Below are 17,603 nucleotides of genomic sequence, written 5' to 3' on the forward strand. Positions count from 1 at the left end.
CCGACCTGCCTGCTGCCGGTTTTCCGTTGCTTGCCGTACCGCTGTTCCGCGGTACGGCACTGAAGTTACGGAGGCGTTGTCACGGGGTTGTCCGAGCGAGCCTGCGGCGAGCACTCGGCTGTCCGTCGGTTGTGTAACGGAAGTAGGGGCTGGGTAAAGAGGGGTGGCTGTTGGGGCGGTTATGCGGCGTTTTGTCTGCCGGGAGTTGTTGCGGGGAACTGTGACTGAGCTCGGTGGAACCTGTGGGTCAGCTCAGCGGTAGCCGGCGGATCAGCTCAGCGGCAGCCGGTAGAGGCCACCCACCAGGGGCTCGACCAGACCGTCGGCGACCAACCCGTCCAGGGCGCGGGCGCGTTGCACGGGCTCGTCCCAGACACGGTCGAGGACCGACTGCGGGACCGGGGTGACCGCCTCGCGCAGTACGGCGAGCAGCCGGCCGCGGACTTGCCGGTCGGTCCCCGCGTACGTCTGGCCGCGCCGCGGCGGGCCCTCGTGCGCGGGCTTCCCGGCGAGCCGCCACGCGCACCGGGCCGCGATGGGGCACCGTACGCAACTCTCGTTCTTCGCCGTGCAGATGAGCGCGCCGAGCTCCATGGACGCGGCGGCCCAGCGGGAGGCCGTGTGCTCGTCGTCGGGCAACAGGGCGCGGGCGAGCTTGCGTTCGGCGGCGGTCGTGGCGTTCGGCGGGTACTGCACACCGGTCACGGCCCGCGCGAACACGCGCCGCACGTTCGTGTCGAGAACGGCGTGCCGCTGCCCGTATGCGAAGGAGGCCACGGCAGCGGCTGTGTACTCACCGATGCCGGGCAGCGCGAGGAGCTGGGCGTGGTCTGTCGGTACGTCACCGCCGTGCCGCTCCGTTATGGCGACCGCCGCGCCGTGCAGCCGCAGCGCGCGCCGGGGGTAACCGAGCCGCCCCCAGGACCGGACGGCCTCACCCGGCGCGTCCTCGGCGAGGTCGGCGGGCCGGGGCCAGCGGGCGAGCCACTGCTCGTACACCGGCAGCACCCGGCTCACGGGCGTCTGCTGCAGCATGAACTCGCTGACCATCACCCCCCACGGTCCCGCGTCGGCCCGCCGCCACGGCAGGTCACGCGCGTTCTCCTCGAACCAGTCGATGACGGGGGCGTGCAGGGCGTCGCCGGAGGTGTCGAGTCCGCCGGCCTGGGCACTGGATGTGGGCTTCGTGGGCGCAGTCATGGCACTTCCGATCCTGCCATGGCGGGGTGTGGGGGTGGGGCATGCGGGGCCGGAGCTCACAATCGCGGGCCGGGCGACGCCGGTAGGGCAACGTGAGCAGGGCAAGACGGGCAGGAGTCGGCTTGGCCGAGTAGACCGGGAACCGCGGCATGGTGTTCGGCTGCGGCGGACGCCGCCATGGCTGCTGTGACTCGACCTGGCCGGCGCCGATCGCGAAAGAACCTGGCGGTGCGCAGGTCCTCGGGGTTTCGGGTCCTCCGGTCCGCGGGTCGGCCAGTCTTCGGGTCCTCCGGTCTTCGGGGCCTGCGGTCCTGCGGTCCTGCGGTCCTGCAAGCAGGTGTGCGACAGGTGTAAGACAGCGCAAGACAGGGGCAGGCGACCGTCATCCAGGATGATGATCCGGAAAAGTTGAGGCCCAGGGCGGCGGGTGGGGCCAGCGAACTCCCGGATCTCTCGTACAGTTTGCGCCGTGGGATCTCTGCGCAATCCGGTCGGGCCGCTTCCCTCCTCCATCTACTGGCGACGGAGGGCCGTTCTGCTGTCCACGTTGGCGCTGTTGGCGCTGCTGATCACCTGGGTGGTCACCTCCGGCGGCGGAAACGGCAACAAGGACAACGCCGACGGCTCCAACGGCAAGAACCCCACGGCCTCGATCACACCGGGCCCCTCCGGCTCCGGGCCCGCGATCAGCCAAGCCCCGGGCGGGCGCGACGAGTCGAGCGACGGAGGCACCGGTGACGGCGACGGCTCCGGGGACGGCTCCGGGGAATCCGGAGGCACGGCGGGCTCCGGCGGCTCGGGCGGGTCCACCTCCGGCGGATCCGGTTCCAGCGGCGGCGTGGCCGACGGCGGCGGTGGCGGTGGCTCCGGCGACACTCTTCCCGCCGGGTCCAGCCTGCCCAACTGCACTGCCGGAGCGGTGAAGTTGACGCTGCGCAGCGTCAACAACGAATACGCGCCGGACGAGAAGCCCACCTTGGAACTGATCGCCAGGAACTCCTCCGGCAGCGACTGCAAACTCGATCTCGGCCCGAAGCACGCCGTGCTGACGATCACTCAGGCAGGCAGCGACGACGAGATCTGGTCCTCCGCCGACTGCCCGACGGGCGCCGCCAGCATCCTCCTCCGCATCCCGGCGAACGACAGCATCACCCACACCGTCGAGTGGAACCGCAAGGCCAGCGCCCCACAGTGCGCGACCCCTCCGGCGGTGTCGGCGACCGCGGGCACGTACCTGGTGGAGGCAGAGACCCCGGGCCTGACCAAGACCCAGACGTCGTTCGTCCTGAAGAAGGACTAGCGACTCAGAGTTCACCAAGAGCCACGCGGAACAAGGGCGCCCCGTAAGGAGCGCGGGACTGTCCGACCATGCACCTCAGCCGGCGCCGTACGGGGCCCTGGGAACTGCGCGACCAGCCCCGTAAGGGGCGCTGGGAACTGCGCGACCGGCCCCGTAAGGGGCGCGGGGAACTGCGCGACCAGCCCCCACCAACCCGCACCCGGCACACAGCACCAACGCAACCCGACGCAACGCAACCCGACGCAAGGCCACCCGACACAACGCCACTGCCCAACCGCCGGAGGCTAGACGTACCGCTCCAGGATGGAAGACTCCGCCAACCGCGACAGCCCTTCCCGCACGCTCCGCGCCCGCGCCTCACCAACACCGTCCACCGTCTGCAGGTCGTCCACGCTGGCAGCGAGAAGCTTCTGCAGCCCTCCGAAGTGCTCGACCAGCCGGTCGATGATCGCACCGGGCAGCCGCGGCACCTTGGCCAGCAGCCGGTACCCGCGGGGCGACACCGCCGAGTCGAGCGCCTCGGGCGAACCCGTATAGCCCAACGCCCGTGCCACCGTGGACAGTTCGAGCAGCTCGGCGTGGGTGAGCCCTTCGAGCTCGGAGAGCGCCTCATCGACCGTGCGGGAGCGCTTGGCGGTCGGCTCGGGCACGTAGTCCCGCACGACGAGCTCACGCTCGGGCTCGACCCCGGCGATCAACTCCTCCAGCTGGAGGGAGAGCAGGCGCCCGTCGGTGCCCAACTCCACCACGTACCCGGCGATCTCCGTGGCGATCAGGCGCACCATCTCCAGACGCTGCGCCACCGCCGAGACGTCCCGGACGGTGACCAGGTCCTCGATCTCCAGCGCGGACAACGTACCGGCGACCTCGTCGAGGCGGAGCTTGTAGCGCTCCAGGGTGGCCAGGGCCTGGTTGGCGCGGGAGAGGATCGCGGCCGAGTCCTCCAGAACCCGGCGCTGTCCGTCCACGTACAGCGCGATCAGGCGCATGGACTGGGAGACGGAGACCACCGGGAAGCCGACCTGCTTGCTCACGCGGTCGGCCGTGCGGTGCCGGGTGCCCGTCTCCTCGGTGGGGATCTTCGGGTCGGGGACCAGCTGCACGCCGGCCCGCAGGATCTTGGTGATGTCCTTGTCGACGATGATGCCGCCGTCGAGCTTGCACAGCTCGCGCAGCCGGGTCGCCGTGAACTCGACGTCCAGGACGAAACCGCCCGTGCACATCGACTCGACGGTCTTGTCCCAGCCGAGCACGATGAGCCCGCCGGTGTTGCCGCGGAGGATCCGCTCCAGGCCGTCACGAAGACCCGTGCCGGGTGCCACGGCGCTCAGTGAGGCGCGCATCAGCCCTTCGGCACCGGAGCTCCCACCGGACTTTCCGGGAGCTGCCGCCCGGTCGTTGGCTGCCACTGCACTCCTCCGGTCGCAGGTGTTTAGGGGCGCCCTCGGTTCGTACGGACGGGCGAGACCTGGGCAAAGTCTACCGGCGCTCTTCCTCCTCTCGTGGGGCCTCTCGCCTACGCGACCTCGGGAGCACGCGCAGCGCGTCCCCCATGTCGGCGACTTCCAGCACCTTCATGCCGGTGGGGATCTTGCCGGGATCACCCGGTACGAGGGCGTGGGTGAAGCCCAGACGGTGGGCCTCGGCGAGTCTGCGCTGGACGCCCGTGACCCGTCTGACCTCGCCCGCGAGGCCCACTTCGCCGATCGCGACGAGGTTCTTGGGCAGCGGGGTGTCGCTCGCGGCGCTGGCCAGCGCCAGCGCGATCGCGAGGTCCGCGGCGGGCTCGGAGAGCTTCACGCCGCCGACCGTCGCGGTGTAGATGTCGCGCTTCCCGAGGGCGCTGATCCGGCCGCGCTGCTCCAGGACGGCGAGCATCATCTGGACGCGAGAGGTCTCCAGACCGGATGTCGTACGCCTCGGGGTCGGGATCTGGGTGTCCACGGTGAGCGCCTGCACCTCGGCGACCAGAGGACGGCGGCCTTCCAGGGTGACCGTCAGGCAGGTGCCGGGGACGGGCTCGGCGCGGCGGGTGAGGAAGAGGCCGGAGGGGTCGGTGAGCCCGGTGATGCCCTCGTCGTGCAGCTCGAAGCAGCCGACCTCGTCCGTCGTCCCGTACCGGTTCTTGATGCCGCGGACGAGCCTGAGGCGCGCGTGCCTGTCACCCTCGAAGCTCAGGACGACGTCCACCAGGTGTTCGAGGAGGCGCGGTCCGGCGATGGAGCCGTCCTTGGTGACATGGCCCACAAGGAGCGTGGCCATGCCGCGCTCCTTGGAGGCGCGGATCAGGGCGCCGGCCACCTCTCGGACCTGGGACGGGCCCCCGGGGGCGCCGTCGATCTCCGGAGAGGCCACCGTCTGCACGGAGTCGACGATGAGCAGGGACGGCTTCACGGCGTCCAAGTGGCCCAGGACCGCCGCCAGGTCGGTCTCCGCCGCCAGATACAGGTAGTCGTCGATCGCCTTGATGCGGTCGGCGCGGAGGCGGACCTGGCTCGCCGACTCCTCACCCGTGATGTAGAGGGTGCGGTGCTCGTCGCTCGCCGCCTTGGCCGCCACGTCCAGCAGCAGCGTGGACTTGCCGACGCCCGGCTCGCCCGCCACGAGCACGACCGCGCCCGGCACCAGGCCGCCCCCGAGCACGCGGTCCAGCTCGGGCACGCCGGTGGAACGAGCGGTCGCCTGGCGGCCGTCGACCTGGCCGATGGGCAGCGCGGACGTCGTGACCCGGCCGGGGGCCGTCGTACGCACAGCGGGCGCGCCGTACTCCTCGACCGTCCCCCAGGCCTGGCACTCGGGGCAGCGGCCGAGCCACTTGGCCGTCTGCCAGCCGCACTCGGTGCAGCGGTAGGACGGCCGGTCCTTCGCGGTCTTCGTACGGGCAGCCATGGACGAAACCGTAACCGGCACCACTGACAGCCCGGCGCCGGCCCGGTCCACGCCCTGTGCCGATACCAGGGCACCCTTCGCAAACCGGCCGCGATCCATCGCGGGCACGCCACGGAATCCCGGGTTCCTGTCCCCTTATGAGGGATCGTTTCACCCGTATGGATTAAATGTGCGCAAGCGTGAAGAAGGGGCCACCGCCCGGCCCCTACGGTCGCACGGGTGATGAGCAGCAGTCCGGAAACCTCCACGCACACCACCGGCGCACACCGAGCCCACCGTGCCGCTCGCGACCGGGCGGCGGCGCGCACACTGGCACAGCGCCCGCCCGCGCGCTATGAGCCCTATCTGGACGGCCTGTTCACCTACTGCCTGTCAGTGCTCTGCGACCACGACACGGCGACCGCCGCCCTCGGGGACGCCCTCAGGTTCGCCGAGCGCCGCGGCGCCCGGGGCCCGGAGAGGCCCGACGACCGCAGGGCTTGGCTGTACGCCCTGGCCCGCTGGGCCTGCCTGCGCAAGCTCGCCGAGGCCAAGCAGAAACGTCATGGCACGCATGCTTCGGGCCGTTCCCAGAGCGCCTGGGGCGGGCATGGGTCGGGCCGTTCAAGGGACACGTCGGCCGCGCATACCGAAGGTCGGCCTCAAGGGACGTACGCCGACGGCCGGCCGCAGGATGCCTACGCCGCCCGCAACATCACAGCCAACCCAACCAACACCACAGCCAACCCAACCAACATCGCGGCGAGCACAACCAACATCACAGCGAACACAGCGAACACCACAGCCCGGGGCCCCGACCGCCCCGGCGACCGTGCCTCCGATCTCCTCGCCGAGGCGGAGGAAGACCGTCGCCGTCGCGAACTCGCTCTGTTGGCCTGGCCGGAGGCCGCCGGTACGACGCCCGAGCAGCGGGAGGCGCTCGAACTCGCCGTGCGGCACCAACTAGCCGCCCACGAGGTCGCCGCCGTCCTCGGCATGGACCTGGCCGCCGCCCGGGAGCTCCTCGCGACGGCCGCCTGCGAGGTCGAGCGCACCCGCGCGGCCCTCGCCGTCGTCGAGACCGGCCGCTGCCCGGGTGTCACCCGGCTCACCGGCGACAACCACCTCGTACTCAGCACGGCCCTGCGCCGCGAGCTGGTCCGGCACGTCGACGACTGCCCGCGCTGCCGTCGTACCGCCGAGCGCGCGGTCCCCGGCCATTGGCCCGGCACGAGCGTCACGCCCGCCGCGCTGCCCGTACTCGAAGCCCCGCGCGCGGACCTGCACCTGGCGATGACGCACCTCCCGCGCGCGCGGGGCGGTGGTCCGCGCTTCGACCGGCGCGGTTTCCCGATGGACCCCAAGGACCGCGCGGCCCGTCGCGACCGCCTACGCGCGCGTGCCGTCACGACCACGGTCGTCGCCACCGTCGTGGCCGCCCCCGTGCTCGCCCTGTGGGCGGCATATCGCGGAGCGCCCCTCACCGGAGAGGGCTCGGACGGCCGGCCGGTCGCCGCGAGCGGGCAGGATCCCGACGCGTTCGGCGGGGAGGCGCCCGGCTACGAGAACGCCGGCAACGCCAGGCCGAGACCCGAGTCCCGTTTCACCCCGGGCAGCGATGCGTCGGACGTCTCCGTGGAGGTCATCAGCGTGGCCTCGGCCGACAAAAACGCTCTCTCCGTAGAGACCGATTCCAGCGGCGACACGACACTCATCACCCTCAGGGCATCCGGAAGTTCACCGGTCAACTGGTCCGCGCGCACCGGAGCGGCCTGGCTCTACCTGAGCCAGTCGGCGGGAACGCTGGCGCCGGGCGAGTCGTTGACGATCAAGGTGTACGTCGACCACCTCCGCGAGCCGGTGGGCCCCTGGCGCGCACGGGTGTCGGTCGCACCGACGGGAGCGGTCGTCACGATCAACGGCTACGGGACGGCGGGCCCGACACACCCCGGCCCCCGCCCGGACCCGCCCACCCCGAGCGATCCCACTCCGTCCGACCCCGGCCCGTCCGACCCGGGCCCGTCCGACCCGGGCCCCGCCCCCGAACCCACGCCGAGCGACCCGACGCCGTCCGACCCCGACCCCGAGCCGACGCCGAGCCCCAGCGACCCGACCCCGACCGAGCCGGAGCCGCCGCCCGCGGACCACGCGACCTCTTCGGACCCCGGCGGTTCGACCCCAGCACCCGGCGACAGCGCCGACCCGAACCCAGCCGACCCGAACCCCTCGGGAAGCTAGACCGCCGGCCGCCGCGAGAGCGGAGCCCCGGATGCCGAACACCGAATCCCAACCGGCATCCGACCGACACGTCGCCCGAATGGCAGCCGACGCCAGTTGTCAGCCGACGGCAGTGAACCTCAGCGGACCGGATCCGCGAACCTCAGCGAGCCGGATCCGCCGGATGCGGTGCCACCAGCGGCAGCTGCGAAGCCAGCCGCTCCTCGCACAGCTCCACGAGCCGGTCGTACCCCGCCTTGCCCATGAGCTCGATGAGCTCCGGCCGGTACGAGACGTACACCGGGTCGCCCGCGCCGTGCGCCGAGGTCGCCGACGTGCACCACCAGTGCAGGTCGTGGCCGCCCGGACCCCAGCCGCGCCGGTCGTACTCGCCGATCGAAACCTGGAGCACACGGGTGTCGTCGGGCCGGTCGATCCAGTCGAACGTGCGCCGGACCGGCAGCTGCCAGCAGACGTCCGGCTTGGTCTCCAAGGGCTCGCGGCCCTCCTTCAGCGCCAGGATGTGCAGCGAGCAGCCCGCGCCGCCCGCGAAGCCGGGGCGGTTCTGGAAGATGCACGAGCCGTTGTACGGGCGGGTCTGCCGCGAACCGTCCTCGTCCGTCGAGACCCAGCCGGTCTCCGTCCCGATGCCGTGGTGTTGCCAGATCTCCGGCGTGAGCCTCGCCACGTTCTCGGCGACGCGCTTCTCGTCGTCCTCGTCCGAGAAGTGGGCGCCGAGCGTGCAGCACCCGTCGTCCGCGCGGCCCGCCTGGATGCCCTGGCAGCCGCTTCCGAAGATGCAGTTCCACCGAGAGGTCAGCCATGTCAGATCGCAGCGGAAGATCTGCTCGTCGTCGGCCGGATCCGGGAACTCCACCCACGCGCGGGCGAAGTCGAGCCCCGTCTCGTCCGGCACCGCGGCCTTCTTCGGGGACTTCTTGGACTTGGACGCCTTCGCCTGCGAAGAGCCCTTGGAGGAAATCTGAGCAGAATCCTTCACAGAATCCTGGGTGGATTTGTCGGCCTTCGCCTTTTTCGTCTTTGGCACGAGTCCAGGGTAAGTCGCCCGAGACGACTCCGGGACCGGCCGGGCGGCCCACGCGCAGTAGCGTTCCGTACATGAGACTCGGTGTCCTCGACGTGGGTTCGAACACGGTGCATCTGCTGGTGGTGGATGCCCACCCTGGCGCGCGCCCGTTGCCCGCCCATTCGCACAAGGCGGAGCTGCGGCTCGCCGAACTTCTCGACGAGAGCGGGGCGATCGGCTCCGGTGGCGTCGACAAACTGATCGGCGTCGTTCAGGAGGCGCTGGACGCGGCCGAGGACAAGGGCGTCGAGGACCTGCTGCCGTTCGCGACCTCCGCCGTCCGAGAGGCCAGCAACGCCGACGACGTACTGGCCCGGGTGCGCGCCGAGACCGGCGTCGAGCTCCAGGTCCTCACCGGCGCCGAGGAGGCCCGGCTCACCTTCCTCGCCGTACGCCGCTGGTTCGGCTGGTCGGCCGGAAAGCTGCTCGTCCTCGATATCGGCGGCGGCTCCCTGGAGATCGCGTACGGCATGGACGAGGAGCCCGACACGGCGGTGTCGCTGCCGCTCGGCGCGGGGCGGCTGACGGCCGGCTGGCTGCCGGGCGATCCACCGGACCCGGCGGACATAAAGGCGCTGCGCCGGCATGTACGAGCCCAGATCGCCCGTACGGTCGGCGAGTTCAGCCGCTTCGGGGCACCCGACCACGTGGTCGCCACCTCCAAGACCTTCAGGCAACTGGCCCGGATCGCGGGAGCCGCACGCTCGGCCGAGGGCCTCTACGTCCAGCGCGAACTCAAACGCAGGTCCCTGGAGGACTGGGTCCCCCGCCTGGCCGCGATGACCGGCGACCAGCGCGCGGAACTCCCCGGCGTCTCCGAGGGCCGGGCAGGCCAGCTCGTCGCCGGCGCGCTCGTCGCGGAAGGCGCGATGGACCTCTTCGGCGTCGAGACGCTGGAGCTCTGCCCCTGGGCGCTCAGGGAGGGCGTAATCCTCCGCCGCCTGGACCAGATGGCGCCGGCGTAAGGGCTCGCGAGGGGGTCGCGGGCCCCCGGAAGGGGCTCGGGGAACCGCGCGCCCAGCCACGGACAACCCGCACCCGCCCGTGATCAAAACCCACAACGACGACCAGGCGCCCCCGGCCTACGTCCACCGCCCTGACACGACCGACACAGGCACCCCGTAATCTGTCCCCGTGGCAGAACCAGTCGTGCGCATCCCGGATGCGAAGGTCGCCCTGTCCACGGCCTCCGTGTACCCGGAGTCGACGGCGACGGCCTTCGAGATCGCCGCGCGCCTCGGGTACGACGGAGTCGAGATCATGGTGTGGACCGACCCGGTCAGCCAGGACATCGAGGCCCTGCGCAGACTCAGCGACTACCACCGGGTCCCGATCCTGGCGGTCCACGCCCCCTGCCTGCTGATCACGCAGCGCGTCTGGTCCACCGATCCCTGGGTCAAGCTCCAGCGCGCCCAGGCCGCCGCAGAGAAGCTCGGCGCCTCCACCGTCGTCGTACACCCGCCCTTCCGCTGGCAGCGCCAGTACGCGCGCGACTTCGTCAGCGGCATCTGGCGGATGGCGAACGAGACGGACGTACGGTTCGCTGTCGAGAACATGTATCCCTGGCGCTACCGCGACCGCGAGATGCTCGCCTACGCCCCCGACTGGGACGTCACCAAAGAGGACTACCGTCACTTCACGATCGACCTCAGCCACGCCTCGACGGCCCGCACCGACGCGATGCAGATGATCGACCGCATGGGCGACCGCCTCGGTCACGTCCACCTCGCCGACGGCAGCGGCTCCAACAAGGACGAGCACCTGGTGCCGGGCCGCGGTACGCAACCCTGCGCCGAACTGCTCGAACGGCTCGCCCTGTCCGGCTTCGACGGCCATGTCGTCATCGAGGTCAACACCCGTAGGGCCATGTCCAGCGCCGAGCGCGAGGCCGACCTCGCGGAGGCCCTCGCCTACACCCGGCTGAACCTGGCCTCGGCGGTCCGGGTCCCGCGCTCATGACCAGCGCCGCCCCTCGCCGCCGGGGACGCCCCTCCCGTACGGACTCGGCGGACACCCCCGCGGCCCGCGACCGCATCCTGGCGGCGGCCCGCGAGGAATTCTCCGAGCGGGGCTACGACAAGACGTCCATGCGCGGCATCGCCAAGGCCGCGGACGTGGACTCCGCGCTCGTGCACCACTACTTCGGTACCAAGGAGCAGGTTTTCGAGGCAGCCATCGAGGTCGCCTTCGGGCCACTCCTGAACGCCCCCGGCTCGATCGCCGAGGGTCCCCTCGACGGCGTCGGTGAACGGCTGGCCCGTTTCTTCTTCGGGGTCTGGGAGAGCCCGGCGACGCGTACGGCGCTGCTCGCGATCATCCGTTCCGCCATGAACCACGAGGCCGCGGCCGCGGTCTTCCGGCGCCTCATCTCCACCCAGCTACTGCGCCGCGTCGCCGCCCAGCTCGACCTCCCGGACGCCGAACTGCGCGCCGAACTCGCTGCCGCACAACTGGTCGGCATCGCCATGCTGAGGTACGTGATCAAGGTCGAACCCCTGGCCTCCACGAACCCGGAACAGATCATCGCGAGGGTGGCCCCGGTGATTCAGGGTCACCTGACGAACCCCTGAGTCCGGGAGACGACCCGCAGCCGACAACCGAGACAGGCGTCCCGCATTCCGGACCAGCTGTCCGAATCCTGGCGCACCGGCGTACGCTCGATACGAGTCATTACTCTCCGAAGGAGCGAGCGACGATGCCCGAGCTGAGGTCCCGCACAGTCACCCACGGACGCAACATGGCGGGCGCCCGCGCCCTTATGCGCGCCTCCGGTGTACCGGGTGCGGACATCGGACGGAAGCCGATCATCGCGGTCGCCAACTCGTTCACGGAGTTCGTGCCCGGCCACACCCACCTCCAGCCGGTCGGCCGCATCGTGAGCGAGGCCATCACCGCCGCCGGAGGCATCCCGCGCGAGTTCAACACGATCGCCGTCGACGACGGCATCGCGATGGGCCATGGTGGAATGCTGTACTCCCTTCCGTCCCGCGACCTGATCGCGGACAGCGTGGAGTACATGGTGGAGGCCCACTGTGCCGACGCCCTGATCTGCATCTCCAACTGCGACAAGATCACCCCTGGCATGCTGATGGCGGCCCTGCGCCTCAACATCCCGACGGTCTTCGTCTCCGGCGGTCCGATGGAGTCCGGCCGCGCGACGCTGGTCGACGGCACGGTCCGTACGCTCGACCTGGTCGACGCGATCTCCGACGCCGTGAACGACAAGATCTCGGACGAGGACATCCTCCGTATCGAGGAGAACGCCTGTCCGACCTGTGGCAGCTGCTCCGGCATGTTCACGGCCAACTCGATGAACTGCCTGACGGAGGCCATCGGCCTCTCGCTCCCGGGCAACGGCTCGGTCCTCGCCACGCACACCGCCCGCAAGGCGCTGTACGAGGACGCGGGGCGCACGGTCATGGACATCACCCGCCGCTACTACGAGCAGGACGACGAGTCGGTCCTGCCGCGTAACGTCGCCACCCTCGCGGCCTTCGAGAACGCCATGGCCCTCGACATCGCCATGGGCGGCTCGACCAACACGATCCTGCACCTGCTGGCCGCCGCCCAGGAGGCGGAGGTCCCCTTCGGCCTGGACGAGATCAACGCGGTCTCGCGCCGTGTGCCCTGCCTGGCCAAGGTCGCCCCGAACGTCGCGAAGGACCGCACGTACTACATGGAGGACGTGCACCGGGCCGGCGGCATCCCCGCCCTCCTCGGCGAACTCCACCGCGCGGGCCTCCTGAACGAGGACGTGCACTCGGTCCACAGCCCGTCCCTGTCGGACTGGCTGAAGACCTGGGACGTGCGGGCGGGCTCCCCGTCCCCCGAGGCGATCGAGCTGTGGCACGCGGCCCCCGGCTGCGTCCGCTCCGCCGAAGCCTTCTCCCAGTCCGAGCGCTGGGCGGCCCTCGACGAGGACGCCGAGGGCGGCTGCATCCGCTCGGCGGAGCACGCGTACTCGAAGGACGGCGGCCTGGCGGTCCTCAAGGGCAACCTGGCGGTCGACGGCTGCGTCGTGAAGACGGCCGGCGTCGACGAGTCGATCTGGACCTTCGAGGGTCCGGCGGTCGTCTGCGAGTCGCAGGAGGAGGCCGTCGACAAGATCCTCAAGAAGCAGATCACCCACGGCGACGTCGTCGTCATCCGCTATGAGGGCCCCAAGGGCGGCCCCGGCATGCAGGAGATGCTCTACCCGACCTCCTTCCTGAAGGGCCGGGGCCTCGGCAAGACCTGCGCCCTGATCACCGACGGCCGCTTCTCCGGCGGCACGTCCGGCCTCTCCATCGGCCACGCGTCACCCGAGGCGGCCTCCGGCGGCACCATCGCCCTCGTCCAGGACGGCGACCGCATCCGCATCGACATCCCGAACCGCGCCATCGAACTCCTCGTCTCCGACGAGGAGCTGGCGACCCGCCGCGAGGCCCTGAACGGCGTGTACGCCCCGGCCGCCCGCGACCGCAAGGTCTCGGCCGCCCTCCGCGCGTACGCCGCCATGGCGACCAGCGCCGACAGGGGCGCCGTCAGGGACGTCTCGCTGCTCGGCTAGCCCGCACGGCCCCGGATACGTGAGCCCGCCCGGTCCTCACCACCGGGCGGGCTCGCCGTTTGTGCGTCCAGATGTGTCGTGTTGTGCCCTGGTGTTACCAGCCGGCGGGCTTGCGCGCGTCCAGGGCGAAGACGCTGCCGTCCGGCGCGCTGCCGAAGACCCGGTCGCCCACGACCACGGGTGCGGGCAGCTCGGCCACGACGCGCGCCGTGTTCCCGCCGAGCCGAGGGCGGGTCTGGCCCAGGGGGTCGCCGGTGCGGGCGTCGGTGGCGAGGAGACGGCCGTCAGGGGCGGTGACATACACATGGCCGCCGGACACCACGGGCCGCGACGGGCGGCTGACCGATGTCTCCAGGCGCCACAGTTCGGCGCCGTCCCCGGCCCGGCGCGTGTCGACGGCCACCAGTGAGCCGCCGACACCGCTGAGATACGCGACCCCGCCGCTCTCCGCGGCCGAGGCCTGATCGAGCGGAGTCGGCAGGGACACGCGGCGGACGCTCCGCTTCGCGCTGTCGACCCGAACGATCGAGTCGACCAGCTGGTCCTTGGCCGACATGAGGTAAACGGCCCCGTCCGGCGCGGCGAACGGACTCAGGTCTCCGGCCGCCGACCTCGTCCACAGCACCGTGCCCCGCTCCACGGACACCGCGCTGACCTGCGTGACGGATCCGTCGGCGGAGGGCGTCGCCGCATAGAAGACTCCGGCCCCGCCCGAACCGCTGATCCACTGCGTACCCAGGCCGCCGATGCGCCCGCTCCAGCGCTCCTCGCCCGACGCGCTGTCCAGCGCCCGCACGGCGCCACGCTCCCCGACCAGGAGCGTGGTGTCCGCACTGTGCACGACGGCCGCGTACGCGGAAGTGTCGACGTCCCAACGCTGCTTCCCCGAACGGGGATCGAGCGCTCTGAGCCGACCGTCGCTCGCGATGTGCAGCAGCCCGCCGGACAACTCGGGCAGCGCCGTCGCGTCCTCCGAAGCACCGCCGTTCCCGCTCCCCTCCGCGTCCTTTTCCTTGTACGACCAGGCGACCCGGCCGTCCACGGCATCGAGCCGTGCCGCCGGAACCCCCGGTGCGGTGCAGTAGAGGGCGCCCTCACCAGACGTACAGACCGGAGGCGTGTCCTGCGTCCGGTCACCGCCGAGTGTCGTGCTCCACGGCCGGAACGTTTCGGCGTCTGCCTTGACGGGGGCCGTCGGTGGTGCGTCGGACGAGACCAACTCCCTTATGCCCAGGCCGCCTCCGACGGCCAGAACGAGCGCGATGCCTACGGCCGGAGCCCGTCTGAGCCGACGACGACGGCCGCGTGTGGCAGTGGTCGGCTCCGGCGATCGACTCCCGGCGATGTGCGTCTCTTCGGGAGGGCGTCGTTGGGCCGGAATACGGGGCGCCGAGGCGGCCGTCGGCTGACGCAGGGCGTCCATCACCTCGGCGGGTACGGGCCGGTCGGCGGGATCCTTCGCGAGGCAGCGCAGGATCAACGGCACCAGATCGCGCGGGACACCGGCCAAGTCGGGCTCGTTGTGCACCACTTGATACGCGACGATGTACGGGCTGTTGGAGTCGAAGGGCCCGCGCCCCGTTGCCGCGTGAGCCAGCACCGCCCCCATCGCGAACACATCGGCCGCCGGCCCGACTTCCCTCGGCCGCTGGAACTGCTCGGGTGCCATGAAGGGCGGCGAACCGATCAACTTGCCGGTCTCCGTGCGCAGGTCACTGTCCGTGGGGCGCGATATCCCGAAGTCGATGACCTTGGGACCGTCGGGCGCGAGCAGCACGTTGCTCGGCTTGAGATCCCGGTGGACCACTCCGGCGCGATGAATGTCGCGCAGCGCCTCGGCCAGTCCCGCCCCGAGCCTGCGGACCTCGTCCGGCTCCAGCGCACCATTCCGCTTCACCTGCTCGGCGAGGGTGGGGCCGGGTATGAACAGGGTTGCCATCCACGGCAGTCGGGCGTTCGGATCCGCGTCCACCACGGGGGCCGTGAAGGCCCCGCTCACCCGGCGGGCGGCGCTCACCTCCTGCCGGAAACGGGCCCTGAACTCAGGGTCCGCCGCGTACTCGGCATGCACGACCTTGATGGCGAGACGCAGACCGGAAGCGGACGTCGCGAGATGCACCACACCCATGCCGCCCGCGCCCAGGCAGGACTCAAGGTGGTACTGCCCGGCGTATTCCGGGTGTTCCGCTTCCTGGCCGGATCCGAAGCTGCGCAGCGGGGCCATTGCCCACCCCCGTGTCTGTGTCCGCAAGCGCGACGCACGGAGCCTAGTCGATGGTGCGTGCGATGTCGGAGTGGCTTGCTAGCCTGCGCGCGTCGCGTGTGAAAGGCGTCGACAGGACAGAAACATCAACGGGGGAGGCCAGAATGGCTGTTGAGGACGGAACGAACACGGTCGAAGGTATGGCGGAGGCGCAGCAGGAGGCGACCGAGACGCTTGCCGCTGCCGAGAGCACGGAGGCGCTGGCGGTCCGCTACCCGGTCGCTCCGGGCGTCCGCCTGAAGGTCCGCAGCGGCCCCGGCACCCAGTACCAGCTGATCAAGGTGCTGCCGCTCGACTCCCGAGTGCCGATCAACTGCCAGAAGCCCGGCGAGTGGATCACTGGCACTTACGGCACGACAAACCTCTGGGACAACATCGCCAACGGCCAGTACGTCTCGGACGCGTACGTGAACACGGGCAGCGACGGCTACGTGGCGCCACGCTGCGCCTGAGCCCGCTGTGTCCCTGAGCGGAATCTGAACCTTCGGACCGCCCCCGAGTGTCACCGCGGTGTCCGACCCCTTCGGACCGAGTCCGGTGTCAGACCCCTTCGGACCGAGTCCGGTGTCAGACCCCTTGGACCGGGCCCGGTGTCAGACCCCTTGGGACCGGGCCCGGAGTCCGGCCCGGAGTCCGGCCCGGAGCCCGGGTCGGACTCCGGGAAGGGACGAGCCCGAGAATCGCCTCGGCCCTGGCGCCACCCGGCCCGCGGGCCGAGGCGACAACCAGCCGTGATCGACGAAACCGGCACCACCCTCGCAGGCCCCCGCCCCGAACCGATCCGCTTCTTCGGCACAACCCGGGTGGACCACGACGGCGGCTACCCGGCCCGCCGCGGCCGCAACCGCAACCGCAACCGCAGGCCCCCCACGCGACGACCGTGGCGGGCTGCCTGATCCTCCGCTTCGCGTACGAGGGCCTGGAGGTCGCAGCCAGGCGGTTTCGTTTCAGCGTCCTGGGCGTTGTGATCTTCGCCGTCTCCAGCGACTGAGCCCAGGCCAACTCAGCCTGTCCGGCGTTTGAGGACGAGGCCGTTGAGGCCGAAAGGCGGTTTGGCGGCGCAGCCCCGGGACGATGGGGCCCCGCTCGAGCAAAGCCCAGAGTTGGAGGAGGGTAGGGGCGGCGGGCGCGAAAAAACCCAACGGTTCCCGTCCGCCCACCTCCCAGCCACCATGTCCACATGACCGCCTCCCCCTCCCACGCAGCCCACGCCCATTCCTTCAACACCGCCGCAGCCCAATACGCGGCAAACCGCCCCTCCTACCCACCCACCCTCTTCGACGCGATCGAAAACGCGGCAACTCGGCCCCTCGCAGGCGCCACCGTGGCAGACGTGGGCGCCGGCACCGGCATATCGACCGCCGTCCTCCAGACCCGCGGCGCCAAGGTGATCGCGATCGAACCCGGCGAGGGCATGGCGGCCCAGTTCCGCCGCACCCTCCCCGACACGCCCGTCGTACGGGGCAACGGCAACGCCCTCCCCCTGGCCACCGCCTCCCTCGACTTCCTCACCTACGCCCAGTCCTGGCACTGGACGGACCCAGCCCACTCCCTCCCGGAGGCCATGCGCGTCCTGCGCCCATCCGGTGTCCTGGCCCTCGGGTGGAACACCAGCGCCCCCGACGTCCCCTGGCAGACAACCCAGGGCAGGCGCATAGAACAGTTCATCGACGGCGACGTCACCCAGCAACGAAGCTTCAGCCGCCTGGCCCGCACCGACGAAGCCTTCGCCGGCGCCGCATACACCCCGGACTGCACACGCCACGAAGTCCGCTGGAGCCGCACCGTCTCCCTCGATACCCACCTCGCCAACATCGGCAGCCACTCGGTCTTCCTGGTACTCGGCGAGGAGCGCACGAACGCCTTCTTCACCGAGGAGCGCGAACACCTCCTGAAGGCCTTCCCGAACGGCCTCATCGAAGAGGTCTACGACGTCGTACTGATCGTCGCCACCCGCCCCTGAGCCAGCTGTCACCGCCCCGCGCCCCCGCAGCCCCCTCTCAACGCGGTCACACCCGCACGGTCCATGCGCCGCAACCCACTCAACCCCGGGGACCACGCCAGCCGCCCTCGTCATCTCCCCGTCACGCTTCGGTTCCCCCTGTCACCCTTCGGTCCC

The 17,603-nt window shown here is 71.0% G+C and carries 14 protein-coding genes; 9 read left to right on the forward strand and 5 right to left on the reverse strand.

Going from position 1 to position 17,603, the window contains the following annotated elements; translation table 11 throughout:
* Positions 1-270: 270 nt before the first annotated feature.
* Positions 271-1,200, reverse strand: coding sequence for an A/G-specific adenine glycosylase (locus ACTWQR_RS34575; protein WP_443231157.1), 930 nt, complete (start codon positions 1,198-1,200; stop codon positions 271-273).
* 469 nt (positions 1,201-1,669) lie between these two features.
* Here ACTWQR_RS34575 and ACTWQR_RS34580 point away from each other — a divergent pair, with 469 nt between their 5' ends.
* The gene (locus ACTWQR_RS34580; protein WP_443231158.1) at positions 1,670-2,500 is read left to right on the forward strand and encodes a hypothetical protein; all 831 of its coding nucleotides are present in this window, start codon (positions 1,670-1,672) and stop codon (positions 2,498-2,500) included.
* 284 nt (positions 2,501-2,784) lie between these two features.
* Here the strand turns inward: ACTWQR_RS34580 and disA are convergent, their stop codons facing one another.
* Both disA and radA read right to left on the reverse strand, forming a co-directional pair.
* Positions 2,785-3,909, reverse strand: coding sequence for a DNA integrity scanning diadenylate cyclase DisA (disA, locus tag ACTWQR_RS34585; protein WP_443231159.1), 1,125 nt, complete (start codon positions 3,907-3,909; stop codon positions 2,785-2,787).
* 70 nt (positions 3,910-3,979) lie between these two features.
* Positions 3,980-5,389 carry a DNA repair protein RadA gene (gene radA, locus ACTWQR_RS34590; RefSeq protein WP_443231160.1) on the reverse strand — a complete coding sequence of 470 codons (1,410 nt, stop codon included), beginning with the start codon at positions 5,387-5,389 and terminating at the stop codon, positions 3,980-3,982.
* A 222-nt stretch (positions 5,390-5,611) separates the two neighbouring features.
* On the opposite strand from radA, the gene ACTWQR_RS34595 reads away from it, so the two are divergent.
* The gene (locus tag ACTWQR_RS34595) at positions 5,612-7,606 is read left to right on the forward strand and encodes a BACON domain-containing protein (protein WP_443231161.1); all 1,995 of its coding nucleotides are present in this window, start codon (positions 5,612-5,614) and stop codon (positions 7,604-7,606) included.
* Positions 7,607-7,748: 142 nt separating this feature from the next.
* Here ACTWQR_RS34595 and ACTWQR_RS34600 read toward each other — a convergent pair whose 3' ends face one another.
* Complete coding sequence (locus ACTWQR_RS34600; protein ID WP_443231162.1) at positions 7,749-8,633, reverse strand: hypothetical protein; 885 nt, start codon at positions 8,631-8,633, stop codon at positions 7,749-7,751.
* Between the two features lie 71 nt (positions 8,634-8,704).
* Between ACTWQR_RS34600 and ACTWQR_RS34605 the strand changes: the two genes are divergently transcribed.
* The 4 genes from ACTWQR_RS34605 (at position 8,705) to ilvD (ending at position 13,221) form a co-directional block, all read left to right on the forward strand.
* Entirely contained in the window at positions 8,705-9,637 is a 933-nt protein-coding gene (locus ACTWQR_RS34605) for a Ppx/GppA phosphatase family protein (RefSeq protein ID WP_443231163.1), read from the forward strand.
* Between the two features lie 169 nt (positions 9,638-9,806).
* Complete coding sequence (locus ACTWQR_RS34610; protein WP_443231164.1) at positions 9,807-10,631, forward strand: sugar phosphate isomerase/epimerase family protein; 825 nt, start codon at positions 9,807-9,809, stop codon at positions 10,629-10,631.
* The gene (locus ACTWQR_RS34615; RefSeq protein ID WP_443231165.1) at positions 10,628-11,242 is read left to right on the forward strand and encodes a TetR/AcrR family transcriptional regulator; all 615 of its coding nucleotides are present in this window, start codon (positions 10,628-10,630) and stop codon (positions 11,240-11,242) included. Before ACTWQR_RS34610 ends, ACTWQR_RS34615 begins: the two co-directional genes overlap by 4 nt.
* A 125-nt stretch (positions 11,243-11,367) precedes the next feature.
* Positions 11,368-13,221 carry a dihydroxy-acid dehydratase gene (gene ilvD, locus ACTWQR_RS34620; RefSeq protein ID WP_443231166.1) on the forward strand — a complete coding sequence of 618 codons (1,854 nt, stop codon included), beginning with the start codon at positions 11,368-11,370 and terminating at the stop codon, positions 13,219-13,221.
* A 94-nt stretch (positions 13,222-13,315) separates the two neighbouring features.
* Here ilvD and ACTWQR_RS34625 read toward each other — a convergent pair whose 3' ends face one another.
* Positions 13,316-15,445: a protein kinase domain-containing protein gene (locus tag ACTWQR_RS34625; RefSeq protein ID WP_443231167.1), complete on the reverse strand. Its 2,130-nt coding sequence runs from the start codon at positions 15,443-15,445 to the stop codon at positions 13,316-13,318.
* Positions 15,446-15,588: 143 nt separating this feature from the next.
* Here ACTWQR_RS34625 and ACTWQR_RS34630 point away from each other — a divergent pair, with 143 nt between their 5' ends.
* From ACTWQR_RS34630 to ACTWQR_RS34640, 3 genes are all read left to right on the forward strand, one after another.
* Positions 15,589-15,936, forward strand: coding sequence for a peptidase (locus ACTWQR_RS34630; protein WP_443231168.1), 348 nt, complete (start codon positions 15,589-15,591; stop codon positions 15,934-15,936).
* 279 nt (positions 15,937-16,215) lie between these two features.
* Positions 16,216-16,380 (forward strand): hypothetical protein, encoded by a 165-nt coding sequence (locus tag ACTWQR_RS34635; protein WP_443231169.1) that lies wholly within the window; start codon positions 16,216-16,218, stop codon positions 16,378-16,380.
* A gap of 284 nt (positions 16,381-16,664) precedes the next feature.
* Positions 16,665-17,447 (forward strand): class I SAM-dependent methyltransferase, encoded by a 783-nt coding sequence (locus ACTWQR_RS34640; protein ID WP_443231170.1) that lies wholly within the window; start codon positions 16,665-16,667, stop codon positions 17,445-17,447.
* The last annotated feature ends 156 nt before the right edge of the window (positions 17,448-17,603 follow it).

This window comes from Streptomyces sp. 2A115 (assembly GCF_052245575.1).
Lineage (GTDB): Bacteria > Actinomycetota > Actinomycetes > Streptomycetales > Streptomycetaceae > Streptomyces.